This window comes from Vibrio sp. V30_P3S12P165, assembly GCF_009904905.1.
GTDB classification, from domain to species: Bacteria; Pseudomonadota; Gammaproteobacteria; order Enterobacterales; family Vibrionaceae; genus Vibrio; species Vibrio fujianensis.
In genome coordinates this window covers 71,641-94,228 of sequence record NZ_WXWH01000018.1, presented here as the reverse complement: position 1 = coordinate 94,228, position 22,588 = coordinate 71,641, and the positions used below count along the sequence as shown (strand labels likewise).

Below are 22,588 nucleotides of genomic sequence, written 5' to 3'. Positions count from 1 at the left end.
AATGGCAAGGATGTCATGGCGTGAGGCCTGTCAACTCGATCCGACATTACAGTCGTTAACTCATTTCTTTACCTCAACGCCTGAATATGCGCAAACACTGACTGGAGGGCTAACCAATCGATGTTGGAAAATTACCCTGTCAGCCGAGCTTGCGTTTGTTTGGCGTCCCAATACCCTTTTGACAAAAGGGTTTTCTATTTCTCGCTTTCAAGAATATCAGATTCTGAAAGCAATTGAGAACAGCCGCCTTGGCCCTAAAGCGATCACTATTAATGATCAAGGTTTGTTAGTGGAATGGATCGCTGGAAACGTGCTAACCGAAGAGGGGGCATGGGAGCATATTCTCAAAGTACTGGCACAGGTCCATCAATTAGAGAGCGCTCGAATTCCGGCTCCTCCTTTTAATTATACTGCTCGCGTTGATCATTACTGGTTACAACTTAAATCAGAGCTTAAAACGCCATCTTTTGAGCAGTTATATTTAAAGTGGCGAACGTTGCCTCACTGTGAATCATTGCCACTAACCTTGTGTCATTTTGACTTAGCGGGCTATAACTTAATAAAAACAGAAACAGGTTACCGGATCATTGATTGGGAATATGCCAGTATGGCTGACCCCCGTTTGGATCTGGCCATCAGTATTGATGTGGCTGGGGAAAAATTACTGGACGCAGTGTTTCGTTATTGTCAGCTACGGAATATTCAGCAGGTTGATCGGTGGGTTGAAGGCGTAAAAGCATGGCAACCTAAGGTTAAAATGATGGCGATGCTTTGGTATTTAGTGGCTTATCAGTTATGGGGCGACGAAGAGTATTATCAGCAAGCTGTGCATTTTAAAGACCAACTGCTGGCTGAGTCTTCGTCACCAGACAATCGGGGGAAGTGAGCATTTAGCGCTTTAAAACCATCCCTTTCATGTGTAAATTAAAATCTTCAGTAAGCGGGGGGTAGGGTTGTATGATTATTTATTTACATGGATTTGATTCAACAAGTCCTGGAAATCACGAAAAAGTGCTGCAATTACAGTTTATCGATGATGATGTTCGTTTTATCAGTTATAGCACTCAACATCCAAAGCATGATATGCAGCACTTATTAAAAGAAGTTCATAAAGCGATTGAATTATCCAATGATCCGGATCCTGTCATTTGTGGTGTCGGTCTTGGCGGGTATTGGTCTGAGCGAATTGGTTTTTTATGTGGGATAAAACAGGTGATGTTTAACCCTAATTTGCATCCAGAAAACACCATGACAGGGAAAATTGACCGGCCGGAAGAGTATGAAGATATTGCGACAAAATGTGTCGAACAGTATCGTATGAAAAATAAGGGCCGCTGTCTGGTTTTTCTTTCTCGCCATGATGAAGTCTTAGACAATCAAAAGGCCGCTCAGGAGCTACAAGACTATTATCAAATTATCTGGGATGATGAGCAGCCGCATAAATTTAAGAAAATATCGCAACATCTACAGTCGATTAAGGCCTTTAAAGGGGCTTAATTTAAATCAATACGCAGCTTCGATAGTGGAGCTGCTTTAATACCCAATATTGTTTATCCCTTCATTCTCACTCCCTCTCGCTTTTGTGTTTATTCAGGTGTTTACCAATTGTTAACCGTTAATCAACATATGGCGGCCTTATTTTACTCTATATAATTAATCAAGAATAAAAAACTTGATGGGTGTCAAAAAATAGGTAGAGTATGAAAAATTAGCAAATGAGAAAATTTGCGCTACCCCGTGCTTAGTACGAAAAGGATAAAAATTAATATTTGCTCGGTAAGCATTGGGCGGCAAAACATTTAAATAACATAATAAAAAGAACAAGATTCATTGATGAGCACTCTGATTTCTACAGACCTACGACTCTAATTTTAAAATTTCAGCATAGTTATTGATGCTGAAGCTGATTATTAAAACTTTTAAAGGTGATAATTGTGACACGTATTATTGTAGTCGGTGGCGGAGCTGGAGGGCTTGAGCTAGCAACGAAACTGGGACGAACTTTGGGACGTAAAAATCGTGCTAGCGTGACCTTAGTTGATCGAAATTCTAGCCATTTGTGGAAACCTTTGCTGCATGAAGTAGCAACAGGTTCGTTGGATGAGGGCGTTGACGCTTTAAGTTATCGGGCACATGCTAAAAACCACAGTTTTGATTTTCAACTCGGTAGTTTGGAAGCGATTGATCGAGACAGCAAAAAAATTGTCTTGAGTGAGCTGACCGATGAGCATGGTGAGCTGTTGATGCCTAAGCGTGAACTGCACTATGATCTACTGGTGCTAGCGATTGGTTCAACGTCTAATGATTTCAATACTCCTGGGGTTCGTGAGCACTGTATTTTCTTGGATAGCCCTGAACAAGCTCATCGTTTTCGCACCGAAATGAATAATGAGTTTCTAAAACTTCATGCAAAAAATGGCAACGGTACCGTTGATATTGCGATTGTGGGAGCGGGAGCGACGGGCGTTGAACTCTCGGCTGAATTACATAATGCAGTGAAAGAATTGCGTACTTATGGCTTTGGCGATCTTGACTCAAGTAAGCTAAATGTCAACTTAGTAGAAGCGGGAGAGCGTATTTTACCCGCCTTACCTCCAAGAATTTCAGCCGCCGCTCATAGCGAACTGACCAAGCTTGGTGTGAATGTTCGAACGTCAACCATGGTGACACAGGCTGAAAAAGATGGTTTAACCACGAAAGACGGTGAAAAAATTACCGCGACGATTATGGTGTGGGCGGCAGGAATTAAAGCGCCTGATTTTATGAAAGATATTGCGGGCCTAGAAACGAACCGAATTAATCAGTTAGTGGTTAAAGAGACACTACAAACCACGCGAGACGATGATATTTTTGTGATCGGCGACTTAGCGCAATGCACCCAAGCTGATGGTTCTTTTGTCCCACCAAGAGCACAAGCTGCGCACCAGATGGCCAGTTTAGCCTTCAAAAATATCGTTGCTAAACTCAATGGTCGTGAACTGAAACCTTACCTTTATAAAGATCATGGTTCGCTCGTTTCATTAAGCCGTTTTTCTACCGTTGGAAGCTTGATGGGGAATTTAACCAAAGGTTCAATGATGGTTGAAGGCCGTATTGCACGCGTTGTATACATTTCACTTTATCGCATGCACCAAATGGCTTTGCATGGTGTGATAAAAACGGGACTGATGATGTTGGTGGGAAGGATTAACCGAGTACTGAGACCGAATCTCAAACTTCATTAATCTGCCAGAGTGGCTACAACTCAGTGGGTCGCATAATCCAAACAAGTTTGAGTGATCGGCTTCAACTAGGCTAAACAGCAAGCGCAGGGTTTTCTGCGCTTGCTTATTGTATTTCTCACGTGATCTCTGCTCTTACGATGGTTTTGATGCCATTTCCCCCTGTTCGTTGATGCTGTTTCGGTGAAGTTTGGCTATAAAGTGCTCGTAAACTTTTCTTGTCCACCTTACCTACCGACGTTTTGGGCAGGGTATCAATAAACTGTATTTGATCGGGGATTTTGAAATCGGCCACGCCGAGATCACGTAAAAAGCGTTTTAGTTCCAGTGCTTTTATTGTGTGCTCTGAGCGTGTTACCACCACTGCGCAGCTGCGCTCGCCAAGATAATCGTCAGGTACGGCGATCAGAGCAACATCGTGTATGGCAGGATGACGTAACAGATAGTTTTCTACTTCTTCTGCGGCTATTTTTTCACCTCCGCGGTTAATCTGATCTTTCTCTCGTCCCGTGACAATGATGTGACCTTCAGCGGTACGCTTCACCAGATCGCCAGTACGATAAAAACCATCAGCAGTAAATGAGTGCTCATTATGTGCAGGGGCACGGTAGTAACCACGAATGGTATATGGTCCTTGAGTAAGTAGAAAACCTTCTTCACCGATTGCTACATCGTTTCCTTCGTCATCGACCACTCGAACTTGATCATGGGGTGACATAGGCCGGCCTTGAGTACTGGCAATGATTGGTTCGCTATCTTCAAATCGAGTGTAGTTGACTAGCCCTTCCGCCATACCAAACACTTGCTGTAAGCGGCAATGAAGCTTTTTCGGTAATGCTCGTGCGGCAGTTTCACTGAATTTAGCGCCGCCAACTAACAGTAACTCAAGGCTAGAAATGTCCTGTGTGGCTTTTTCTGCATAGTCCATCCATAGTAGAGCCAAAGGGGGCACTAAGGCAGAGACGGTGACACGATGGCGCTCAATCATTTCAAATGCACTTTGTGGTGCGGGATCTTGGGTGAGAATCACACAGCCTCCAGACCAAAACACCCCTAATGCTCCCGGTGAGCTGAGCGGAAAGTTGTGCGCAACGGGCAGAACACACAGAAACCGCGTCGTGTGATCAAAATGGCAGATCTGAACGCTACCAGTAACACTGTAAGCATAGTCATTATGGGTACGTGGGATCAGCTTGGGAGTCCCTGTGGTTCCTCCTGAGAGTTGGAAAAAGGCCACGTCATTGGCGTGAGCATACTGTTCTTGTATTGGTGGTTGAAAGCATTCGTTCAAAGAAATAAAGCGGGGGTCGCAGGCCTTACCTCGGACAATGATGTGTTTAACACTTGGGCATTGTTGGAGGATCTCTGCGGCTAACGCTTGATAATCGAAGGTCGTCGCTTGGCCATCAATAAAATAGGCCTTAACATCGGCATGTTGGCAGAAATAGCGTATTTCCATCTGACGATGGGCTGGCAGTGCCAGTATTGGGCGAACCCCAATTTGTAGTAGTGCAAAAAAACACTGATAAAATTCAGCGATGTTGGTCATTTGCAACACCACATTATCGCCACGTTGTAAGCCAATCCGATGAAATCCCGCGGCTAACTGTGCAGCACTATCGACAAGTTCTCGGTAAGTGATGGTACGTTGTTCGCAAATAATCGCGTCATATTCAGCGTATTTTTGTTTACTTTCCCGTAAATAATCTAGCAGGGTTTTATCTTGCCAATAGCCAAGGGCTCGGTATTGATCGGCTAATGCTTGTGGCCATGGTGTGTAGTCAAGTTCTGGTGGTTTTTTCATCGGACTTCCTAGGCGGTCAGTTGTTCATTGAGTTGAATGCCTGCGGCAGACAAAATCGTGCTCATCTTAGCTCCCGTTTCATCTAATTCGCGCTGTGGTTCTGATTCATTAACAATGCCAGCTCCGGCGTATACCTTCATCTGTCTTTTTTGCACTTCTGCGCATCGGATAGTCACCACCCATTCTCCATTGCCACGCGAGTCACACCAGCCAACCATGCCAGTGAAGTAGCCTCGATCAAATGGTTCAATCGCACGAATGGCTTCATAAGCATGAGCGCGAGGATAGCCGCACACTGCTGGGGTAGGGTGAAGCTGGGAGGCAATACTAAGCACGTTGAGGTTGGTGTCGATGGTTTGACCCTCTAGCAAGGTAGAAAGATGTAACATGGTCTGTGTTTCGATAACCGATGGCGTCATCGGGGTATAGAGATTGTGGCAATACTGGCTCAAAATACGTTCCACTTCCTCTACCACTACGCTGTGCTCATAGAGATCTTTTTGTGTGTTGAGTAACGATAAACGTGCCGCTTCATTATGCGCTTCATTTGAAGTGCGCGGGCGTGATCCAGCAAGGGGATTGGAGGTCACAGAGTTGCCTTTTTTGGCGATCAACAATTCAGGGCTGGCTCCTATTAATTTGATACCGGGAGTAATATCTGCGGCGAAGGTATAGCCTTTCGTGTTGATGGATAAGAGGTTGCGAAGTAGGTTTGGTAGATGAATATCTGCATCCGTTTCAACTTCTATGGCTCTTGATAACACGGCTTTAGCCAGCTCTGTGTTCGCAAATAGATTGAGCAGATCGGTGACCCCTTGGCGGTAATGTTGACCGGAAGGCGAGGAAATCACTTTCGCGTTTGACGGCAGATTATTCATTCTATTAGTAGAACACCGGGTACTGCTCGAGACCCATAGTTGTTTGGGAATAACAAAGCGTGTTGGGTACTGTTCATGAAATGGCACGATCCCAAACAGGACGGGGTTATCCGCTTCATGACGCTTTGCCGCTTGTAACATGGTATACGCTTGCTCCGCTAATTGAGCAAAACGGATCGGTTGGTGAATGTCTTGTTCTATGCCTAGGCCCATCATGGTATGGGTCGGAGAAGCAAAGAAAAATGGGGCTGATTCGAGTTGTTCGCTCAGCACTTCATTTTCCATTTTTGTATAGCCAATGACTTGACGTTGCATTTGGAACCCTTCTTTTCCTTTCTGATGATATCGGCAGCCTGATGTTCCTGTTTCATGACGTTGAAGCCGCGCCAATTGCCAATGCATCAGGAACTCGATATAGTTATGTTGCCATAAATGATAAGTATTATCATTGCTATTTAATAATAAGTATCATTATTATTTTGAGGTTAAGATCTCATTTTGTTGGTAAAAAATGGATTGTTAAATCAATCATTAATGGTGAGAGACAAATTCTATAAAGGGTTATAAAAATGGATGTATCGTTAAACAATCAAACCGTATTGGTTACTGGAGCGGCAAGAGGAATTGGCTTGAGTGTGGTCGAGCAATTGCTCAAGCAGAACGCTAAGGTGGTAGCAACGGATGTGCGAATGCAAACCTTACTAAGTAATACGGAATTATTACGCGTAAGTTACGGGCAACAACTGCAATGTGCAGAATTAGATGTGGCTCAAATTGATAGGGTTGCCGATATGATGGCCGACCTTCAGCAGCAATATGGCCCTATCGATCATCTGGTAAGCTGTGCTGGAATTTTACATTTAGGTGCGATTCACGAGATGCCATTTGAGCAGATACATGAGACATTCATGGTCAATACATTCGGTATTCTCAATCTAATGCAGGCGTTAAGTCATTCAATGAAAGAGGCAAAGCGTGGCTCGATGGTGATTGTTGGCTCCAACGCTGCCAATACCCCACGTCCTAATATGGGCGCTTATGGTGCTTCGAAATCAGCATTGCATATGCTGGTGAAATGCATTGGAATTGAGCTGGCCTCTTATGGCGTGCGGTGTAATATTGTTAGCCCGGGCTCAACGCGTACCGATATGCAGATGCAATTATGGACCGAGAGCTATGGTGAAGCGCAGGCTATTTCTGGCGATGCCGTCACTTATCGCCTTGGTATTCCGCTGCAAAAAATAGCCGAACCTGTTGATATTGCACGCACCATCTTGTTTTTACTCTCGGATGCCGCCAATCACATCACCATGCATGATTTGCGAGTGGATGGTGGTGCGACATTAGATAACTAACACCAATACCACTTGAAGCGTCGGTGATATTCGCATCAGTACTCTGGCAATATTGATTGGCCCCAATCGCATCGTCTATCTATCATATTGTCTATCTATGCGCATGGGGTTTCAATGACTGGCTTACTACCTGCTATACCAAGTTGTTTGGGATGGATAGATACTCATTGAGATTAAGCAACCGTCGAGTAGCGCTGGCTCTTTACGTCATTCATTGCCTGAGCGAGAGTCTCTAACAAGGATAAGGTGTTTTCCCAGCTTAGGCATTCGTCAGTGATTGATAGGCCCGGTATCAGGGGATTTTTTCCTAATGTCTGATGACCTTGCTTGAGAAAACTTTCACACATTACTCCTGCGATACAGGTTTCTCCTGCCCGCAACTGTGTGGCGATATCGTTAGCAACTACTTGTTGATTGTGCGCTTTTTTCAGACTATTACCGTGGCTGCAATCAATAATAAGGCGTGGATTAAGTGCATTCTCTTCCAGTTGTTTGGCAACGGAAATTACCGCATGGCTATGATAGTTCGGGACTTTCCCACCACGCAGGATCAGGTGTCCGTGTGGGTTACCATGAGACATGACTAAGTTTGGTACACCTTGAGTTCCGGGGATTGCCATCACATGTTCTGTTTGCGCGGAATAAATGGCATCAATCGCAATAGTGACGTTGCCGTCGGTACCATTCTTAAATCCAACTGGACACGGAAGTGCTGATGCCATTTGACGATGAATTTGAGATTCGGTGGTGCGGGCTCCAATGGCTCCCCAGCAGATCAGATCGCACAAATAGGGATAGAGATGGGTATCGAGAAATTCGGTAGCGGTTGCTAATTCAAGGCTGATCACCTCACGTAGAAAAGTTCGCGCCATCGTAAGGCCTTTAACCATGTTGTGTGTGCCATTTAAATCAGGGTCAACAATGAAACCTTTCCAGCCAGTACGGGTACGTGGCTTTTCAAAATAGGTCCGCATCACAATCAACAGTTGGTCGGCATACTGGGCTTGCACCGCTGCAAGTTTATGAGCGTATTCTAAACCTTGCTGAGGATCGTGGATAGAGCAAGGGCCGACAATCACTAACAGCCTTGGATCTTGACCTTCTAGAATAGCGGCAATCTGGTGACGTTGTCGTTTGATAAACGCTCTTTGCTTCTCGTTCGTTGGGATATCGCTAAGTAGTGCTTCCACAAAGGGCAATTGGCCGATGGTAGTAGAGCGTATGACATTGTCGAAAATTGGCATGAATATTCCTCAACCTGACTCTGTATCCTGGAGGGATGGTGGTTTATAGGTGTAAATGATAATTATTATCAAAAATTGATTGGGTGATTATCAGCACTGCTTGATTTTGTTGTCAAGCATTTAATGCAAATGATAACCATTGTCATTTTTGTGTTTTGTCTGTAACAATAATAGCCAGTCAATAAAATACAACTGAGGCGTAGAAAAATGACCATGCATGACATGACAACGTTACAGGCAGCCTATTGGATTGGTCGGCAACCTACTAGCTCATTAACTGGTGATGCCGCTCATCTTTATATTGAATTTGAAGGTCGTGAAATCGACACTGTTCGTTTAACACAGGCGGTACACACCGTGTTTTGCCAACATGAGATGTTAAGGCTTACGGTTTCTGAACAGGGCCAGTGGCGAGTTAGCGATCTGTCTGATTGGCATCAATTGTTTTTAATCGATTGGCGAGAAAAAAATGCGGCCGAATGTGAAAGAGATGGCGCTGCACTACGTAAGCAAAAAATGCATCAGAAACTCGCGCTTAATCAAGGACAAGGGGCCGAATTTACCTTAACACTTCTGCCTGACAACGGTTTTCGTTTGCATGTGGATATCGACATGATTGCTGCAGATGCGCCCAGTTTTCGTATTATTATTGAAGATTTAGTTCGTGCGTATCATGGATCATCCCCGCAAGAGAAGCCCCCCTCATTTTCAGGCTATCTGACTCAGTCTGTGACGGATGATCAGCAAGCACTCATTGCCCGTGATCGACGATATTGGCAAGGAATATTAGATGACATTGCGCCCGCGCCTCAGCTACCTGAGCACAAAGCGGCTGGCTCTCAGCCATTTCTGCATACCGAGCGGTTAGCCGCACAGTTAGATGCCTCGCAACGGGAAAAATTAACCGCGTTGGCAACTCACCACCATATCAGTTTAACGGATCTATCATTAAGCCTGTTTAACCTAGTGTTAGCCAATGCACTGAATCAGCCTTCATTGCGTATCAATGTGCCGCTTTTTGTACGCCCACAAGCGTTTAGTCATACCGTTGGTGATTTTGCCAACCTAACATTATTCAGTGCCCATTGTTCGTCAACAGCGTCGATTTTGACACACTGTCAACAAACGCAGCATCAACTCATCGCCTGTCTTGAACATCGACATTATAGTGGTGTGAACGTGATGCGCGACCTTTCTCGTCGGCAAGGTTGTCTACAAACTTCACCGGTGGTGTTTACTTCGGGTTGGAATCTCGATGGTGATCTGTATTCCGCTCAAGTGCATGACACCTTAGGTGACATGATATGGGCTAGCTCTCAGGGGGCGCATGTTTTGCTTGATGCGCAAATTGTACCCTACAACAGTGGTGTGCTGATTAATTGGGATGTTCGCGTTGATAGCGTTCCGTTAGCGTTTTATCGTGCTCTGTTCGAGCGTTATGTTGACTTACTAAGCGATATTGCAGAGCATCCAGAGACGTTGTTACAACCTTATGCCGCTAAGCCAACCATCTCTCCTGCCAAAGAAAAACGTCATAGTGAGCAACCACTGACTCGATTACAACAGGCTTATTTAGTTGGCCGTAGTGAACACTTAGCATTAGGCGGGGTCGCTATGCAGGATTTTAGAGTTTATCGTGGTGAGGTCGATCTTGCACTGCTGCAAACCCGTCTGGCTTCGATGGTGCAGACCCTTCCAGTGCTTCGAACACGTATCGATGAGAGTGCTTTAACTCAGTGGGTGAGTGACGAGGCGTTGGTGAATTTAACCCACTGTGATTGGCGAGATCTAAGCCGAACACAGGCTCGACAGAAGGCGGATCAACTGATCGAACAGGTGTCGCATTATCGACATGATTTATCCTTATCACCGTGGAAAGTCTGGGTTGTGTCACTACCAAAAGAGGCGGAGGATGTTGAGGATTGTACCGCTTTTAGCCATATGGTGTTGACGAGTTTTGATGCACTGATTTCGGATGGACACTCCATTTCTTATATACTTGCTCGTATGTTCGAGGTCACACCTCAACCTCTCATCATGCCTAGCGTTTTGATGGCGAGAAATCCCAGTGATGAGCAACGCGGTATTGCTCAAGATTACTGGCAAAAGAAACTCTCTCATGTCACAGAGCCTATGGCATTACCTTGGCGTCAGCCCCTTAATACCATTTATCAGCCCAGCTATGCGAGAGAAACGATCACCCTAAGTCGAGAAGAGGCGCGGGCTCTGTTTAAACTGGCCGCTGAGGCTCGGCTGTTTCCAAATAGTTTATTGACCACACTGGTGATGCAGACGGTCGCGGTTTGGTGCCCGCAGAGCGCATTGTGTATCGGTTTGCCCGTTTCGCCATTTCAAACCGGTCAATTGAGTAACCAATCCAGCTTTTTAGTGCTTAACTACTCTCTTGAATCACAAGATTTCCAACATCAAGCGCTGGGCGTGCAGCGAGATATTGCTGAAGGGATGGCGCATCTTGCGTTCTCTGGCGTTGACCTTAACCGTTTGTTGTTGAGCCAACTGCCATCCCAAACGATTCCTCTGCCTATTGTGGTCACCAATGGGCTGGGATGGGAAACGTTACCTAAACATCATTCTATCCAAGAATATGACGGCTTAACGCAAACACCACAGATAGCGATCGATTTTCGTTTCACTTACGATGCACAGAAAAATCTACACATGAGTGCCGATTATGTCACACAGGCGCTGGGAGTGGAGCAAGTTCGGGCTTGGCTTGAAAGCTGGAAACGTGCAGCTCTGGGGATGATCGCTCGCCAGAGCTTACAGTGGTATAGCCGTGAAGCGCTGGATTTAAGCCACTATTGTTTCAATGATACGCCGCCGAAGACTGCGCCGTTTCCTTTTCTTGTGACGTTAGCTGAACGCTTGTTTGGGCAGCCACAAGATCGTACCGCGCTGATTTGTAAAGAGCGGTGTTGGAGTTATCGACAGCTCGGACAACAGGTGTTGGGCATCATCGCTCAGTTACACGCCAGAGGGATGACATCCGGTGATGTTGTGGCGATTTGTTTGCCACGTAGTGCAGAACACGTGATGGTTACATTAAGTTGCGCATTAGCAGGCCTCGTTTGGGTACCGATTGATACCGCGAGCCCACCGGAGCGTAAAGCTTATCTATTGGCTCACTGCCAACCTTCTTTGGTGGTGACGATAGATAAAACACTCGAATTTAAGGGGCGGAATTATAGCGTCACACTGAATGAACTGCTGCAACCGGCGCAACAAAGAGTAAACTTGCCAGATGAACAGACCTTGAGCAGACGCAGCGACAGTGAGGAGCCTGCCTATTATCTCTACACCTCGGGTACGACAGGTCAGCCTAAATGTGTGGTGCTCACCAATAAAGCGACATCCAATGTGTTGTATCAAACGCTGGCTAAATGGCAGGTGAATGAGAGTGATGTATTAATGTCAGTGACACCGTTTCATCATGATATGTCTGTTTTTGATGTGCTGGGTTCATTATGCGCCGGAGCATCGCTGGTCATTCCTCCGCCTCAAGCAGAAAAAGATGCCTTGCAATGGAATGAGTTAGTCGATCGTCACCGGGTCACGCTCTGGTGCTCGGTTCCTGCTATTTTGGAAATGTTATTGGCGTGTCAGTCTGAGTCTCAAGGGAAATCGCTGCGCTTGATAGCGCAGGGCGGTGATTACATCAAACCGCAGACCATTAAAACACTGCGTGAACGCTTACCCTTAGCGCGACTATTCTCACTGGGTGGGCCGACCGAAACCACGATTTGGAGCATTTGGCATGAACTGGTTGATGAGGATATCAATCTGATTCCCTATGGTGAGCCGCTACCCGGGAATCAGTACTACCTCATTAATCAAGCACATCAACATTGCCCTCAGGGCGTGATCGGTCGAATGGTGATTTGCGGTGTTAACTTATCGCTTGGTTATCTAATGGATGGCGAGCTTGCTCAGCATGATTTTATAGAGATAACGACCCCCGAAGGAGAGCGGGTTCGAGCCTTTAAAACCGGGGATTTGGGTTACTATCGAGACGATGGTCGCCTTATTTTTTCAGGAAGAGTCAATGGGTATGTCAAAGTAAGAGGAATACGAATTTCACTGCCAGATGTGGAAAAAGTGTTGCTCAATGCCACCAAAGTTCGCGATTTAGCGGTCATTGATTATGTGGATTCATTCACGGGGGATACGGAGTTAGCCCTGTTTTATGTCAGTGAGAGAGAGCCTTTCAGTGTCACTCAGTGGCGAGAAATGATTCATCACTGTTTGCCTGCATCCCATATGCCACAGCGTTTTATTGCGCTTGAGCATTTTCCCTTGTCGGCAAATGGGAAAAAAGACAAACGAGCTTTACTTGCCCAGTTGACATCAATAAAGGATCAACACTTGGAAGAGGTTGTAGAAGAAGAACGGTATCAGAGGAGCCGAGACGCACGCTTAGCCAGTCAAACGCAACCGTGGCAAGTGATCCTGGGTGTTTATCAGCAGGTGTTGGGGGAGCGGGCAACGACATTAACCGAACATTCTGCATTTATTCAAGCAGGGCTGCGGCCTTCACATATCAAAAGCATTGCGACACAACTCAGTCAGATGTTTAACAAGCCCGTCGATGCTCGCTTACTACTCACCTGTAAAAATGTAGAGCAAGTGTCAAAATTACTTGAGAGTAGTTAAACCGGGCATACTCGGTGTACGGGTTAGCAGGGCGTCAGTATTTTGATTTCAAATATCATCTTGAGCGTTTTTTTGGTAAAGTGCGCGGCGGGTGTTGCTGAGTTGGGAAAGTGAAATGAAGTTACTGTACTGGTTGAATGAATGGGGCTCTCTTTCTCAACCAGAGCAGCAAGACCGCCTACCAGTATCTGGACATAGCCTTATTGACGATGTGTTTGTTCGGTATGAGTTGGTGGATGTTACTAAGCCACTATTGTTTACTTTCTCCCCTTCTGGTACCAATGTGCAGGAGCAAGACCTACACCCGTATTTTGCCCCTTGGGGTTATCATTTCGCTCAACAACAAAACATCAATATTATTGCCTTTCAACATCTTGGGGTAACCAATTGGTTTCGTAGCCCGGCTTTGATCGCTTTTCTTGAGCCGTTATCGACGTTGTTATCTCCTTTCCAATGCCGTTTGGGTTATGGCTGGAGCCGAGGCGGTTTTGCTATTAGCGCATTTGCTCGCTTGCTTCAACTTGATCATGTTCTGCTATTTTTCCCCGTCAGTACTAAAAATAAAAAACGAGTGCCGTGGGATACTCGTTCGAGTACCGATATTGCTCAACAGTTTGATTGGGAAGGGAGCTATCATGATAAGGATCTTGGTCATGCTCAAGGTTATATTGTTTATGATCCCACCGATGATATCGATAGGCTGCATGCCAAACGTTACCCAGAGTTGATCCATTTTCAGGTGGTTGGAATGGGGCATGGCCTATATTCCCACGATTTTAATCAGTTAGATTTTTATAACCAAATGGCAGAACAATTTATCCATCATCAAAAGATAGATATTGCTTACTTTCAAGAGCAAGCCAAACAGTGGTTTTTAAAAGAGGATTGATAGCGCTCCGTTTGGGGAGACGACACACCAAAAACGAGATTTTTAATACAATTGCTTAATGCAATTTAGATGGAGGATAAATGAAGTTACTGTATTGGCTGGATGAATGGTTGTCTCTTTCCAAAGACGATCAACAGGCCAAGTTACCGATGTCTGGTGAGGATTTACTTGACGATATTTTCGTTAAATATCAATTTGTGGATCTTAATAAACCCCTGTTATTTACTTTCTCACCCGCGGGCACCAACTTACAGGAACAAGACTTACATTCAAATTTTACGCCTTGGGGTTATCGTCTTGCCCAAAAACAGAACGTGAATATTATCGCTTTTCAGCATTTAGGAAAAAGTAACTGGTTTCGTAGCCGTAACTTAATTTTCTTTCTCGAGCAGCTATCGACCTTGCTGACACCTTTTGAATGCCGTTTGGGATACGGACTGAGCCGAGGCGGTTTTGCCGTTGGCGCTTTTGCTAATTTGCTGAAATTGAACCAAGTATTGCTATTTTATCCCGTGAGCACCAAAAACAAAAGGTTAGTACCATGGGATACTCGTTCGAGTACGGAAATTGCTCAACAGTTTGATTGGGAAGGAGATTACCACGACTTAGATCTGGGAAACGCCAAAGGCTATATCATTTATGACCCGACCAATAAAATCGATCAACGCCATGCGAAGCGTTATCCTGAGCTGACCCATCTAAGAGTTTTTGGCATGGGCCATGGTACTCACGCCACCTATCTTAATAAATTCGGTTTTTATAAACAGGTAGCGATCGATTTTATTTGCCATCAGCATATCGATATTGCCCACTTTCGCCATCAAACTAAAACCCTGCGCTTTAAAGAGGACTATTACCAGCGCCTTAACAAAGCGAACGCCAATTCCTCTCATCGTCTGGGGTTGCTGAGTAAAGCTCACAATGTGCTTATTGCTGAGAAAAAAGAGCATGTGAAGGAACATCAGACAAGCATTGATATTCAACCATTAGTGGATATTGCGGTGAAGCATCAGCAAGACAACCCTGAAGATGCCGTACAACTATTGGAAATTGCGCAACAGATTGTGCCTGACAATCCCTTTATTGAGTACAAGCTACAGCAATTGCTATAAGCAAAAGGTAACTGAAGCGCCTGATAGCGCTTCTAATACTTTACTCATGTGGCTCTTCGATAGCTTGGTAGAGTTTTGCGATTGGCTGATCGAGAGCGTCTTCATCCAGTACTAAATTCATAAAGATCATCACACGTTGTCTATGCTGTTCAAATTCTTCTGCTGGATGCGCTTGTGAATCAGCATCTAAGCTGAGTACCAAGCCATCCGCATTCGTCTGTCCTCGAAAAGTGAGGTTAAAACCGTCTGCTGGACCACTGGTGATGACATGGTGTTTTACCTGACAGCCGATGAATTTGGGTGGATCAAAGGGTAATACGTTGATAAATGGTGAAAAGAAGTAGCGGCTATTCTCTGTTACACCTTGATCGCGGGCTATCTGTTCGACACGATAGCGTCCATGCGCGTAGAGCTGGCGTAATGTTGCGCAGGTTTGGGTCAGATACTCTCGTAACGTGATGCGAGAGTCTACTTCAATAAATAACGGCAAAATATTAACCAACAGTGCTGGCATATAGGCTCCAATGCTACCCCAGCGGCTCATAAATGGAATCCAAAGTGGCATAGTATTGTGAGCGCCCATATACGTTTTAGCGAGATAGCGGTGCAAGTAAAGGCCGGATAAAGTGACCAACAAATCAGGCCAGCCGATGCCAACGTGCTGTGCAAGTCGACGGATATGATCGCTCATGGTCGTGGTTAATTCATGTGCAGCATGGAGTGTTTCACCCTCACTATCCTCTTCTTTATTGAGGATGGTGAGCTGGGTTGACTGAGTAAGGTATGCTTGCCAGAAGATTTTATCTTGCTGGCAGCGTTGGCTTGATTGGTAGTGTTGTTCTTCGTTCAGAAAATCCGCAAAGGCGTTGAAAGGTTTACCGAGTTCGGTTCGTTCAACATAGTGTTGATAGAGCGTAGCGCAGCGCTGTTCAAACAACGTCATGCCAAAGCCATCCATAATGATGTGATGCGCCCGAATGTACCATAGATAGTGATCATCGCTGAGTTTCAGTAACCACTGAACGGAGAGTGGATCTTGAAGTAAATTTAAGCGCGCATGCACATCGTCTTCCATCCATTTTTTGGCTTGCTCGAAAGGCTTGTCGTAGCGGCGTAAATCTTTCACTTCAACTTGTGGGATTCGGTTTGGATCATAAGCCTGACGTGGTGTTTTCCCATCCTCATTCAGTTTAAACCGCAGCGCGAGTACATCCGTTTCTTTGGCGGTTTGTGTTATGGCCTGACATAGCGCGATTTCATTGATAGTTCCTTTCAGTTCGATAAAGTGTGCGACGGTAGAAAGAGGTTGGTCGGGATGAAGTGAAAACTCTTCCCAAAAATCGAGCTGGGGCAGAGTAAGCGGCATCCAACGTGGAGTTAACCCATTAACTGACATGTAAAAACCTTGACTTATAGCGGTGATAAGGGAGGTGGTTGCGACAAAGCAAGTACCGATTCAAGTGCTACTGTTACGGTGTCTCTTTTTTCAGGAGTGCGAAACCGAAGTAAGAGGTCACAGCGAAACAAGTTTAGCTTTATTTTTGCTAATGGCAATCATTATCATTTGCATAAATATCAAAATTTGACACAATCAGACGTAAGAGGTTTATGCAGCTTGGCTTCATACCATAAGGAACTTAATGATCATTAATGCGATTAAAACGTTAGTATTCATCACCTTGCTGATGAGTTACCCCACTCAGGCACAGGATTGGCCTCGAGTATTTCATAATGCCGATGGTTCGACGACAACGTTGATGGCACCTGCAAAACGTATTCTTTCTACGTCGGTGTCTATCACAGGGACGCTACTTGCCGTGGATGCCCCGGTAGTGGCGAGTGCCACCACCAGCAATGGCCACTATTTTGCCCAGTGGCAAGCGGTGGCAGAGAAAAAAGGGGTAGAGCCTCTTTGGCCAGCAGGCAGTGTGGATCTTGAGATGGTTTACGCCTATGAACCGGATTTGATTATTGTATCGCTCAGTGGTGCTGACTCAGCATTGGGGCAGTTGGCGGTGTTGCGCCAAGTTGCCCCGACGGTGGTGCTCGATTACGGCGGTCAGAACTGGCAGCAACTAGCAGAAAAAATCGGTGAAGTGGCGGGTATTGAACAGAAAGTTGCGGCTAAAATTAGCCAGTTTGATGATTTCATTGACAATACTCGTTCGACGCTTACCCTGCCCAAAGGACAGGTCAACATCATTAGCTACCATGGCCCCGGGGTGACGAATCCGATTGCGACAGCGAATGGTTCACATGGAATGTTACTTAAATCATTGGGGTTTGATGTTGAAGAGCCGAATCCTGCTTGGCAGACAGGCTCGGTTCAGTTGAATGATTTTGTACGCTCACACTATGAACACCTGATAGAAATGACCGCTTCGACCACGTTTTTACTCAATGCGACTGATGCCCAAGTACCGCCATTTTTGCATGATCCTGTGCTGGCGAATTTACCGTCAGTCAAAGCCAATCAGGTCTATGGACTTGGGGCTAATTCCTTTCGGATTGATTATTTCAGTGCTCATGAAATTATCGATCAAATTCGGGCTCGTTTTGGGAACTAAGACGACACAATGACAAGATCAATAGTTGAGCATCGGGTGATGGTTAGAAAAAACCAGAGTAAGAGATGGGGCATCGTGGGGTTACTTTTTTTGTTACTTAGTTGTGCTTGCCTTAGTGTGTTTATTGGTACGCGTTTTGTTGCACCATCGGTGACTTGGCAAGCCATCACGGCATTTGATCCTACTAGTAGTGAACACCTATTGGTGCACTATCTTAGAATTCCACGCACTCTGTTGGCTATAGTCGTTGGCGGTGCACTCGGTGTGGCGGGGGCTATGATGCAGGCGCTGACAAGAAATCCGTTGGCCGATCCGGGTATTCTTGGCGTTAATGCTGGAGCAACTGTTGCGATTGTCAGTGCGATTGCACTGTTTGGTATTACCGATGTGTTTGGTTATATGTGGTTTGGTTTGATGGGAGCGACCATGGCGGGGGGCGCGGTGTATTTGCTAGCAGGGCTGCGCCGCGGCATTAATCCTGTGCGAGTGGTACTGGCGGGTTCGGCTTTATCCGTGGTCTTGCTCGCTTTAACTCATATCATGACGGTCAATAGCGATCAGGAAGTGTTTAATCAGTTTCGCCATTGGGCGGTCGGCTCACTGCAAGGGCGAGGATACGATGTGCTGTGGCCGGTGTCATTGCTGGTGGCCGTGGGGCTCGCACTTTCCATGGCGCTTCGCCAAGCGCTCAATACCGTTTCTTTGGGGCAAGATTTGGGTGAAGCCTTGGGGGTTAATCCTCAGCGAATTTGGTTATTGGCATCCAGCGTGATTGTGGTGCTATCGGGTGCGGCAACCTCTGCCGCTGGGCCACTCAGTTTTGTCGGGTTGACAGCACCGCATTTAGCTCGTTTTTGGGTCGGCCCAGATCATCGCTGGCTGCTGCCGTATTCGATGTTGATTGCATCGTTATTGACGGTCATCGCTGATATTCTCGGTCGTGTGATTGGTTATCCGGATGAAATCAGCGTCGGTATCATGGTGGCGCTAATTGGCGGGCCATTTTTTGTGGTTTTGGTTCGCAAATGGAAGATAGCACAGTTATGAGTCGTTTCTCTCAACCGGTTTCTCAAGTTTGGCGCTGCGGTGAATTATCCGTGCGTTATTCGGTCAGTTCTATACGTTGGTTATTGCTGTTAACGCTCTTGGTCGTGCTGCTGGCGGCGTATGCATTGACAATAGGACGTTATACCATCTCGATGCCGGACTTATGGCAGGTTATGGGTGGGCAGGGTAGCTCGGTTCAAGAACGTATTGTTTGGAATATTCGCTTACCGCGCATTGTGACTGCGGTATTTGTTGGCGCGGCACTGGGCGTTTCGGGTGGGATTTTTCAGTCTGTATCACGCAATGCGCTGGGCTCGCCCGATGTGATTGGTTTTACTACCGGAGCTGCGACCGGAGCGATTGCACAAATCGTGCTGTTTGAACAAGGACCAATGCAGGTCGTGCTGGCGGCGATGGTTGGCGGTATGGTGACTGCCGTTGCGGTGTATCTTCTCTCACGCAAAGCGGGAGTGGTCGGCGGTTATCGCTTGATTCTCACCGGAATAGGCATTGGCTCGGTATTGAGCGCGCTCAATGGGCTGATGTTAGTAAAAGGCAATATTGATAATGCGGTCACCGCCAATTTATGGTTGGCAGGGTCGTTACACGCTCGTACATGGCTACATGCGATTCCCGTGATGGTCGGAACGCTGCTATTGGTTCCGATGGTGATGTTGTTGGCTAAGCCATTGGCAATGCTTGAAATGGGTGACGATTTAGCCATTCAGTTAGGGATTCGGGTCGAGCATATCCGTCTTGTTATGTTATTGATCGCGGTGGTATTGGCTGCGACTGCGACTGGTGCTGCTGGGCCCATTGCATTTATTGCGTTGGCAGCACCACAACTGATCAGCCGCTTGTTACGAGCCTCACAGTTACCTGTGTATGGTTGCGCGGTGATGGGCGCTTTGTTGATGGTGGTAGCGGATCTGATCACCCAACTGCAACCGCTCAATCTGACGCTGCCGATTGGTCGCATGACAGGTATTGTGGGCGGTTTTTATCTGCTTTGGCTGCTGACGCGTACACCGCGTTTGTGAAAATTGCTCGGTAAAGATGATATCCATTTCGTTTGATGCTCGACGAACATAGAGCGCTTTTTTCTCTGAGCAAAAATAAAATGAAAATCATTACCAAATGTAAATGATAATTCTTTACATTTAAGTTTCTCAGTTCTAAAGTAGTTCATCCATTTAATTTGGAATGTGACTAAACCGATCCATTCACGTCGTCGATTTGCTGTATGCCGTGGGTTAGCTCAGCCGTGCAAATTCAACGTGAGCGTATGACGTTTATACTGATGAAAGGAGAAAAAAATGACAGGATCCTCGCGAGTTAGACAAAGCATCCCACCCACCACAATCAAGACAAAGATCTGCATTTTGTCGGGCATAATAATGACGTTATGCCATACCCCATTAGTGATGGCTCAAACAGAAGAGAACTCTAGTCGTTCAGCCGTTGCGATGTCGACCATTACTGTGTATGGAGAAAAAACGACGCGTTCAATGCAAGAAACCAGCGCGAGTGTCACTGTATTTGATGAGAGCAAAATAGATTCAATGCCCAATGCGACCAATGTGACGGATCTGCTACAAAGTACACCCAATATTGTCGATGTCGGTATTGGTAACGATGTGCCAGCGATTCGTGGTATTGACGGCTCTGGCGCGGCTCGTGGTGCGAACGCTTTTCTTAACGGGACTCGTCCACGTTTGAACGTATCACTTGATGGCCGTTCGCTGACTTACAATGAACTGGCCTTTGGCCCACAATCTCTGTGGGATTTGAAGCAGGTTGAGGTGTATCGCGGCCCACAAAGCTATATTCAGGGGCGTAATGCGATGGCTGGTGCGGTCGTTTTACAATCGAAAGATCCTACTTATCATTGGGAAAGTTCGGTTCGTGGCTCTGTCGGTGAGCAAGGCTATGCGCAGACTGCTGCCGTTGTATCTGGCCCTATTATTGAGAATGAACTCGCTTTTCGTCTGTCGATAGATAGGCAAACCAGAGAAAGCTTTGTTGATATGCCATCTTACGATCCGATTGGCGATCCGCGTGATGTCGAAACCATTAATGCTCGGGGTAAATTGCTATATGAACCTTCTGCGTTGCCAGGATTGTCTACCAAACTGACGGTTAATCACTTTGACAGTAAAGCCCCACAAAACGAAGCGCTGATTCCTTCGCCTGAGCATCAGAGCGCTCGATATGATGAACGTCGCCCTGTATTTGAAACAAAAAATACCAGCGCTATTTGGGATTTAGAGTATCAAACCGCGGGTAATGTGCGCGTTGAGAACCAAGTTGCCTACACCGACTTTACCATTGATCGCCGAACAGCGATTAATTTGCCCTATGCCAATATTGATGGTGCGGAATTTCATATTGAGCCAGTGATGCATTTTGTCAGCAGCGACGATCAATGGCGCGGTCTAGCGGGGCTACGCTACTATCACTCCTCACAAGACGAATACGTTTATCTGTTTGGTGGAAGTACATTTGACGACAAAACAGAAACCAGTTCTGCTTTTGCTGAAGTGACCTATACGGTGTTACCCACGGTGGATCTAACTTTGGCTGGGCGGCTGGAGAGGGAGCATCGTACCCGTAAAGGTGGCAGTTCAACGGTAGCGGTTGACTTTGATGAAACCTACAACGTCTTTCTGCCTAAAGCGGATGTGGCCTGGAAACTTAACCGCGATCATACGGTTGGTGTGATGGTTGCTAAGGGGTATAACGCCGGAGGAGCCGGCATGACCTTCGATACACCTTACACCGCGTACACTTATGACGAGGAGTATGTTTGGAGCTATGAAATGTACACCCGTCACCGCTTAGCGGATGGTAAAGTGGAGCTAACATCGAACTTCTTCTACAACGATTATGATGATCTGCAACTGCCATTTTACATTAGTGCTCGGACGACAAAAATCATCAATGCTGAGAAAGCGCATACTTATGGGGCTGAATTCAGCACGCGCTGGCTTCCAATTTCAGATCTAGAACTGTCGGCATCGTTTGGTTTGTTGAAAACGAAGATCAACGAGTTTAGCGGCAGTGAGTACGAAGGTAATGAATTGCCGCGCGCGCCGTCTTATAGCATGAACTTTGGTGCGGATTATACCTTATTCAACGATTTCGTCTTCAGTACGACAATCAATTACACCGACAATTATTACTCGTACTATGACAATGATGAGATGGGTAAGATAGATGCAGATTGGATCACTAACGTACAGCTGGCCTACAACTTCAACATGGGGCGTGCAACGCTGTTTGCTACTAACCTATTCAACTCAACTCAACCAACCATGATCACTGATAACGACGTGCATACGGCAGTGACTCAGCAGCCACGCTTGGTCGGTGTGTCTTTGCAATTGGACTTCTGATCTCCTTTGGTGCCTGAGTACAGGCACCACAATTTTCTTGCTTGTGAGCTAACGATTGTTAGCCGTGGTTCATAGGCTGATATTTGTTAAAATTCATGGAGTTTTGTAATGGTTGATGCAAAGCAGTTGGTCGTAAGCGAAGTGAGTCAAATGCTTACACTGCCTACCGATTCCTTTTCTTTTGATACGAATCTTTATCAACTCGGCCTCCACTCTTTGCTTATTTTACGTCTTAGTGAACGTTTCAGCGCACAGTGTGGAATTTATATTGGGTATTTACCTTTGGCGTCTCATCCAACCTTAAATGAGTGGATTGCATTCGTTGACAATGCCTGGCGGTCATCTTTGATAACCGCTCATCAGCCTCAATCGTTTCCTATTCCAGGTTGTAACCACAAGGAGTGA

Annotated in this window: 16 protein-coding genes; 12 read left to right on the top strand and 4 right to left on the bottom strand. The window is 46.0% G+C overall.

Translation table 11 applies throughout. The features are described from left to right. Window position 1 precedes the first annotated feature (1 nt). The 3 genes from CAG57_RS04440 (at window position 2) to CAG57_RS04430 (ending at window position 3,224) form a co-directional block, all read left to right on the top strand. Window positions 2-886 (top strand): phosphotransferase, encoded by an 885-nt coding sequence (locus CAG57_RS04440; protein WP_099612156.1) that lies wholly within the window; start codon window positions 2-4, stop codon window positions 884-886. A gap of 71 nt (window positions 887-957) precedes the next feature. Next, on the top strand, window positions 958-1,497 hold the full coding sequence (gene ycfP, locus CAG57_RS04435) for an alpha/beta hydrolase YcfP (RefSeq protein ID WP_161430413.1): 540 nt from the start codon (window positions 958-960) through the stop codon (window positions 1,495-1,497). Between the two features lie 437 nt (window positions 1,498-1,934). Continuing rightward, on the top strand, window positions 1,935-3,224 hold the full coding sequence (locus CAG57_RS04430) for an FAD-dependent oxidoreductase (protein WP_161430510.1): 1,290 nt from the start codon (window positions 1,935-1,937) through the stop codon (window positions 3,222-3,224). A 115-nt stretch (window positions 3,225-3,339) separates the two neighbouring features. On the opposite strand, the gene CAG57_RS04425 is transcribed toward CAG57_RS04430, so the two are convergent. Next, complete coding sequence (locus tag CAG57_RS04425) at window positions 3,340-5,025, bottom strand: (2,3-dihydroxybenzoyl)adenylate synthase (RefSeq protein ID WP_099612157.1); 1,686 nt, start codon at window positions 5,023-5,025, stop codon at window positions 3,340-3,342. 8 nt (window positions 5,026-5,033) lie between these two features. Next, the gene (locus tag CAG57_RS04420) at window positions 5,034-6,218 is read right to left on the bottom strand and encodes an isochorismate synthase (protein WP_161427387.1); all 1,185 of its coding nucleotides are present in this window, start codon (window positions 6,216-6,218) and stop codon (window positions 5,034-5,036) included. Between the two features lie 254 nt (window positions 6,219-6,472). On the opposite strand from CAG57_RS04420, the gene CAG57_RS04415 reads away from it, so the two are divergent. Next, complete coding sequence (locus tag CAG57_RS04415; RefSeq protein WP_099612158.1) at window positions 6,473-7,258, top strand: 2,3-dihydro-2,3-dihydroxybenzoate dehydrogenase; 786 nt, start codon at window positions 6,473-6,475, stop codon at window positions 7,256-7,258. A 173-nt stretch (window positions 7,259-7,431) separates the two neighbouring features. On the opposite strand, the gene CAG57_RS04410 is transcribed toward CAG57_RS04415, so the two are convergent. Next, complete coding sequence (locus CAG57_RS04410) at window positions 7,432-8,502, bottom strand: 3-deoxy-7-phosphoheptulonate synthase (RefSeq protein WP_170887027.1); 1,071 nt, start codon at window positions 8,500-8,502, stop codon at window positions 7,432-7,434. Between the two features lie 207 nt (window positions 8,503-8,709). Here CAG57_RS04410 and CAG57_RS04405 point away from each other — a divergent pair, with 207 nt between their 5' ends. The 3 genes from CAG57_RS04405 to CAG57_RS04395 all read left to right on the top strand — a co-directional run bounded on the left by CAG57_RS04405 (window position 8,710) and on the right by CAG57_RS04395 (window position 15,174). Further along, the gene (locus CAG57_RS04405) at window positions 8,710-13,173 is read left to right on the top strand and encodes an amino acid adenylation domain-containing protein (protein ID WP_237665750.1); all 4,464 of its coding nucleotides are present in this window, start codon (window positions 8,710-8,712) and stop codon (window positions 13,171-13,173) included. Between the two features lie 115 nt (window positions 13,174-13,288). After that, the gene (locus CAG57_RS04400) at window positions 13,289-14,062 is read left to right on the top strand and encodes a cytosolic protein (RefSeq protein ID WP_161427775.1); all 774 of its coding nucleotides are present in this window, start codon (window positions 13,289-13,291) and stop codon (window positions 14,060-14,062) included. Between the two features lie 80 nt (window positions 14,063-14,142). Continuing rightward, a complete protein-coding gene (locus CAG57_RS04395) occupies window positions 14,143-15,174 on the top strand; it encodes a cytosolic protein (RefSeq protein ID WP_161427776.1) in 1,032 nt (343 codons plus the stop codon). 40 nt (window positions 15,175-15,214) lie between these two features. On the opposite strand, the gene CAG57_RS04390 is transcribed toward CAG57_RS04395, so the two are convergent. Continuing rightward, window positions 15,215-16,570, bottom strand: coding sequence for a condensation domain-containing protein (locus CAG57_RS04390; RefSeq protein ID WP_237665807.1), 1,356 nt, complete (start codon window positions 16,568-16,570; stop codon window positions 15,215-15,217). Window positions 16,571-16,802: 232 nt separating this feature from the next. Here CAG57_RS04390 and fepB point away from each other — a divergent pair, with 232 nt between their 5' ends. The 5 genes from fepB (at window position 16,803) to CAG57_RS04365 (ending at window position 22,588) form a co-directional block, all read left to right on the top strand. After that, window positions 16,803-17,741 carry a Fe2+-enterobactin ABC transporter substrate-binding protein gene (gene fepB, locus CAG57_RS04385; RefSeq protein ID WP_443083781.1) on the top strand — a complete coding sequence of 313 codons (939 nt, stop codon included), beginning with the start codon at window positions 16,803-16,805 and terminating at the stop codon, window positions 17,739-17,741. A gap of 39 nt (window positions 17,742-17,780) precedes the next feature. Continuing rightward, entirely contained in the window at window positions 17,781-18,788 is a 1,008-nt protein-coding gene (locus CAG57_RS04380) for a FecCD family ABC transporter permease (RefSeq protein WP_443083780.1), read from the top strand. Next, window positions 18,767-19,828, top strand: coding sequence for a FecCD family ABC transporter permease (locus tag CAG57_RS04375; RefSeq protein ID WP_443083779.1), 1,062 nt, complete (start codon window positions 18,767-18,769; stop codon window positions 19,826-19,828). Before CAG57_RS04380 ends, CAG57_RS04375 begins: the two co-directional genes overlap by 22 nt. 276 nt (window positions 19,829-20,104) lie before the next feature. Further along, the gene (locus CAG57_RS04370; RefSeq protein ID WP_237665806.1) at window positions 20,105-22,183 is read left to right on the top strand and encodes a TonB-dependent receptor; all 2,079 of its coding nucleotides are present in this window, start codon (window positions 20,105-20,107) and stop codon (window positions 22,181-22,183) included. Between the two features lie 108 nt (window positions 22,184-22,291). Further along, the gene (locus CAG57_RS04365; protein ID WP_099612164.1) at window positions 22,292-22,588 is read left to right on the top strand and encodes an acyl carrier protein; all 297 of its coding nucleotides are present in this window, start codon (window positions 22,292-22,294) and stop codon (window positions 22,586-22,588) included.

Excerpts from the sequence above, each read along its gene's own strand:
- CAG57_RS04440 (WP_099612156.1), top strand. The coding sequence starts at position 2 with ATGGCAAGGATGTCATGGCGTGAGGCCTGTCAACTCGATCCGACATTA.
- ycfP (WP_161430413.1), top strand. The coding sequence starts at position 958 with ATGATTATTTATTTACATGGATTTGATTCAACAAGTCCTGGAAATCAC.
- CAG57_RS04425 (WP_099612157.1), bottom strand. The coding sequence starts at position 5,025 with ATGAAAAAACCACCAGAACTTGACTACACACCATGGCCACAAGCATTA.
- CAG57_RS04420 (WP_161427387.1), bottom strand. The coding sequence starts at position 6,218 with ATGCAACGTCAAGTCATTGGCTATACAAAAATGGAAAATGAAGTGCTG.
- CAG57_RS04415 (WP_099612158.1), top strand. The coding sequence starts at position 6,473 with ATGGATGTATCGTTAAACAATCAAACCGTATTGGTTACTGGAGCGGCA.
- CAG57_RS04410 (WP_170887027.1), bottom strand. The coding sequence starts at position 8,502 with ATGCCAATTTTCGACAATGTCATACGCTCTACTACCATCGGCCAATTG.
- CAG57_RS04405 (WP_237665750.1), top strand. The coding sequence starts at position 8,710 with ATGACCATGCATGACATGACAACGTTACAGGCAGCCTATTGGATTGGT.
- CAG57_RS04400 (WP_161427775.1), top strand. The coding sequence starts at position 13,289 with ATGAAGTTACTGTACTGGTTGAATGAATGGGGCTCTCTTTCTCAACCA.
- CAG57_RS04395 (WP_161427776.1), top strand. The coding sequence starts at position 14,143 with ATGAAGTTACTGTATTGGCTGGATGAATGGTTGTCTCTTTCCAAAGAC.
- CAG57_RS04390 (WP_237665807.1), bottom strand. The coding sequence starts at position 16,570 with ATGTCAGTTAATGGGTTAACTCCACGTTGGATGCCGCTTACTCTGCCC.
- CAG57_RS04380 (WP_443083780.1), top strand. The coding sequence starts at position 17,781 with ATGGTTAGAAAAAACCAGAGTAAGAGATGGGGCATCGTGGGGTTACTT.
- CAG57_RS04375 (WP_443083779.1), top strand. The coding sequence starts at position 18,767 with ATGGAAGATAGCACAGTTATGAGTCGTTTCTCTCAACCGGTTTCTCAA.
- CAG57_RS04370 (WP_237665806.1), top strand. The coding sequence starts at position 20,105 with ATGACAGGATCCTCGCGAGTTAGACAAAGCATCCCACCCACCACAATC.
- CAG57_RS04365 (WP_099612164.1), top strand. The coding sequence starts at position 22,292 with ATGGTTGATGCAAAGCAGTTGGTCGTAAGCGAAGTGAGTCAAATGCTT.